3 protein-coding genes and 1 pseudogene are annotated in these 3,647 nt (G+C 65.2%); 1 reads left to right on the forward strand and 3 read right to left on the reverse strand.

Annotation, left to right across the window (positions count from 1 at the left end; genetic code table 11):
• Together VN047_RS01800 and VN047_RS01805 are read right to left on the reverse strand one after the other, a co-directional pair.
• Positions 1-1,266 (reverse strand): annotated as a pseudogene (locus VN047_RS01800) (glutamine-synthetase adenylyltransferase); the annotation flags it as partial.
• A gap of 56 nt (positions 1,267-1,322) precedes the next feature.
• On the reverse strand, positions 1,323-2,117 hold the full coding sequence (locus VN047_RS01805) for a response regulator (RefSeq protein ID WP_325539421.1): 795 nt from the start codon (positions 2,115-2,117) through the stop codon (positions 1,323-1,325).
• A 209-nt stretch (positions 2,118-2,326) separates the two neighbouring features.
• Between VN047_RS01805 and VN047_RS01810 the strand changes: the two genes are divergently transcribed.
• Entirely contained in the window at positions 2,327-2,497 is a 171-nt protein-coding gene (locus VN047_RS01810) for a NepR family anti-sigma factor (protein ID WP_325539423.1), read from the forward strand.
• 2 nt (positions 2,498-2,499) lie between these two features.
• Here VN047_RS01810 and tgt read toward each other — a convergent pair whose 3' ends face one another.
• On the reverse strand, positions 2,500-3,624 hold the full coding sequence (gene tgt, locus VN047_RS01815; protein ID WP_325539425.1) for a tRNA guanosine(34) transglycosylase Tgt: 1,125 nt from the start codon (positions 3,622-3,624) through the stop codon (positions 2,500-2,502).
• Positions 3,625-3,647 lie beyond the last annotated feature (23 nt).

The raw sequence follows: 3,647 nt of genomic DNA on the forward strand, positions 1-3,647 counted from the left end.
CGCCGTCAGCTGCCCCGCAAGCCCCTCATCGTCGCGCGGCAACCCGGTGGTCACCGCGCGTTCGGCCACCAGCCGGTCGTAGCAAATGCCGACATCATCGACGACCGGTGCAAGCGCGGCGAGCAACGCAGCGCCATCCGCCTCGCCATCGAGGCGCGCGACGCAGTCGAGCGCGGCCCCTTGGGTCGGCAGGCTGTGCGTCTGCTGGTCCTCGATCATCTGCAACCGATGCTCGATCCGTCGCAGCGTCGCATAATGGTCCGCCAGCCGGACGGCAACCTCGGGTTCGACGCGTCCCGCCGTAGCGAGCGCTGCGAGCGCGTCGACCGTCGCAGGCACGCGCAGCGACGGATCGCGCCCGCCATAGATAAGCTGGTGGACCTGCGCGAAGAACTCGATCTCGCGAATGCCGCCACGCCCGCGCTTCAGATCGAACCCCGGCCCGAACGCCTGCCCCTGCGCGAAATGGTCGCGGATGCGGTCGCTCATCGCGCCGATTTCCTTGAGCTGCCGGAAATCGAGGCTGCGGCGCCAGATGAAGGGCTGGATGGCGGCGAGGAACTGCTCGCCCAGCGCGCGGTCGCCCGCCGAGGCACGACTGCGGATGAACGCCGCCTGCTCCCATGCGAGCGCTTCGGATTCATAATAGGAGATCGCCGCGTCCACGGGCAGCACGATCGGCGTCACTTCGGGATGCGGGCGGAGGCGGAGGTCGACGCGCAGCACATGCCCGTCGCCGGTACGCGCCGACAAAATCTCGGTCATCCGCCGCGCGATCCGCACTGCCGCCTCGCCGGGATCATCGCGCGACCGGCGTGGCAGCGTTTCGGGGTCGAAGATCAGGATCGGGTCGATGTCTGACGAATAGTTGAGTTCGTGGCTGCCGAGCTTCCCCAGCGCGATCACCGCGAGCCCGCGCGGCTCCTCATCAGGCACACGCTCGGCAAAAGCCGCGGCGAGTGCGGCGTCGCAAGCCGTATCGGCAAAGCCCGACAGCAACCGCGTCGTCGTGGCCACATCGTGCTCGCCCGCGAGATCGCCGAGCGCGAGCAGGAGCGCCGTCCGCCCGCGCCACTGGCGAAGCGTCCGCATGATGTCGTCATCGACGGGCGGCGCAGCGACGGCCGCCAACGCGGCGTCGGTGCCGCCGTCCAGATAGCGCGCCACATCGCCGGGGTTGAGTTCGGCGAGGCGCGCCAGGAACGGCGCGTGGGCGAAAAGGCGGTCGAGTGCCGACTGGCGGCGGGAAACGTCGGTGGCGGTCATCGCCCTGCCCTATCACCCGCCCCGCAAGAGCTGGCAAGAGCAGCGGCGCGATCGCGTCAGGCCGGAACCGTCGATTCGTCGAAGAACAACACTTGCGAGATCGCCGCGCGCAATGTCGCGGGCTGATAGGGCTTGGTAAGCAGGAAGGCCGGCTCGGGACGGTCGCCGGTCAGCAATCGTTCGGGGAAGGCCGTGATGAAGATCACCGGAACCGTGAGATTGGTCAGGATTTCCTGCACCGCCTCGATCCCCGAGCTGTTGTCGGCAAGCTGGATGTCGGCGAGCACGAGACCTGGCTGATGCTTCTGCGCCTCCTCGACCGCCTCGCGGTGTGTGGTGGCGACGCCGACGACTTCATGACCGAGTTCGCGGACGATCATTTCGATGTCCATCGCGATGATCGGTTCGTCCTCGATGATCAGGATTCGCGCGCGCGTCTGACGGTCGATCTCGTCGGTTGCATCGGCGATCAGCGCGTGGACCGCCTCGGCATCACGGCCTATGATGCGGCCGGTATCCTCGGCACTGAAACCCTCGACCGCGGTCAACAGCAGCGCCTGCCGTGCCAGCGAAGGAATACGGCGCAGGCGGGCGTCCGCAATCGCCATGTCGCTGGGCGCATTTTCGTCGTTCGCGGCGGCGCGTTCGGTCATCAGGCCGAAATTGTCATGAACCATCCGGTAAAGCTGAATCCGGAGGTCGCCGCCAACGTCGACCGCGCCGGGATTCGCAACCAGCGTTTCGAGCAGGCGGGCGACCAGCGCGTCACCACTTTCCTGACTTCCCGAAATGGACCGGCCATAGCGCCGCAGATACGGAAGATGCGGTGCAACTGCCTGACCCAATGACATATTTTATCTCCTGATACCGGCAAAAATCGGGGCGGACCTGTCCGGGAAAGGGACAAATCGCCGTGCCTTTCCCTCCAGTTCCGGTATATTTCGACGTTAGGGAACGATTTAGCCGTAAATTAGTTTCATATGGAAGAAACAAACGCGCCATTGCAACTTGGTGTATGCGCGGTTAGCAAAAGGCCCCATGTCCAGCGGATGCCCCGATAATGTCGTCTAAAACCGGTTCGCCGCGCGGCGTGAGTTCGGGAAAGGACGCGGAGAAAAAATCTTCCGCCAAGGAGCAGGACGTGAACAGCGCCCTGCGCCGGGCCTATGAGTCGACGGTTGATGAGTCGATTCCCCAATCCCTGCTCGATCTTCTCGGCAAGCTCGACTGACATCAGCGCTTGTAGCGTGCGTCGAAATCGCGCTGGAACGCGGTGAATGTGCCCGCGCCGATTGCATCGCGCATCCCCTGCATCAGATCCTGATAGAAGTGCAGATTGTGGTGCGTCATCAGCATAGCGCCCAGCATCTCGCCCGAACGGACGAGGTGATGAAGATAGGCGCGTGACCAGGTGGTGCACACCGGGCAGTGGCAGTCGACATCGAGAGGCCCCCGGTCCTCGGCGAACTTTGCGTTACGGATGTTGATCGGTCCGTCGCAGGTGAATGCCTGGCCGTTACGTCCCGACCGCGTCGGCAATACACAATCGAACATATCGACCCCGCGCGCGACCGCGCCGACAAGATCGTCGGGCTTGCCGACCCCCATCAGGTAACGCGGCTTGTCAGCGGGAAGCTGGCCCGGCGCATAGTCGAGCACGCGGAACATCGCCTCTTGCCCCTCACCCACCGCGAGGCCGCCGATCGCATAACCGTCGAAGCCGATGTCGGTCAGCGCCGCCGCAGATCGCGCCCGCAGCTTCTCGTCAAGCGACCCCTGCTGGATGCCGAACAGCGCCGAGCGCGCCGCGTGCTCCTCGCCGGCATCGAAGCCCGCGCGGCTGCGCGCCGCCCAGCGCATCGATCGCTCCATGCTCGCCTCGGCGCGCTTCATGTCAACGCCGTTCGGCGGGCACTCGTCGAACGCCATCACGATGTCGCTGCCGAGCAGGCGCTGGATTTCCATCGAGCGTTCCGGGGTCAGCAGGTGGCGCGAACCGTCGAGGTGGCTCTTGAACGCGACGCCTTCCTCGCTCTGCTTGGTCAGCGCCGACAGGCTCATCACCTGATAGCCGCCGCTGTCGGTCAGGATCGGCCGGTCCCAGCCCATGAAATCATGCAGGCCGCCGAGCCGCGCCATCCGCTCGGCGGTCGGGCGCAGCATCAAGTGATAGGTGTTGCCGAGGATGATATCGGCGCCGGTGTCACGCACCTGGTCGAGATACATCGCCTTGACCGTGCCGACCGTACCAACAGGCATGAAGGCCGGCGTGCGGATCGTGCCGCGCGGCATGGACACTTCGCCGAGGCGGGCACCGCCGTCGGTCTTTTTCAATTGGAATTGAAAGCTCTCGCTCATCTCGTCCTAGTCTTTCCGGTAGA

The sequence above is a fragment of the Sphingopyxis sp. genome (genome assembly GCF_035565275.1).
In the GTDB taxonomy this organism is placed as follows: Bacteria; Pseudomonadota; Alphaproteobacteria; order Sphingomonadales; family Sphingomonadaceae; genus Sphingopyxis.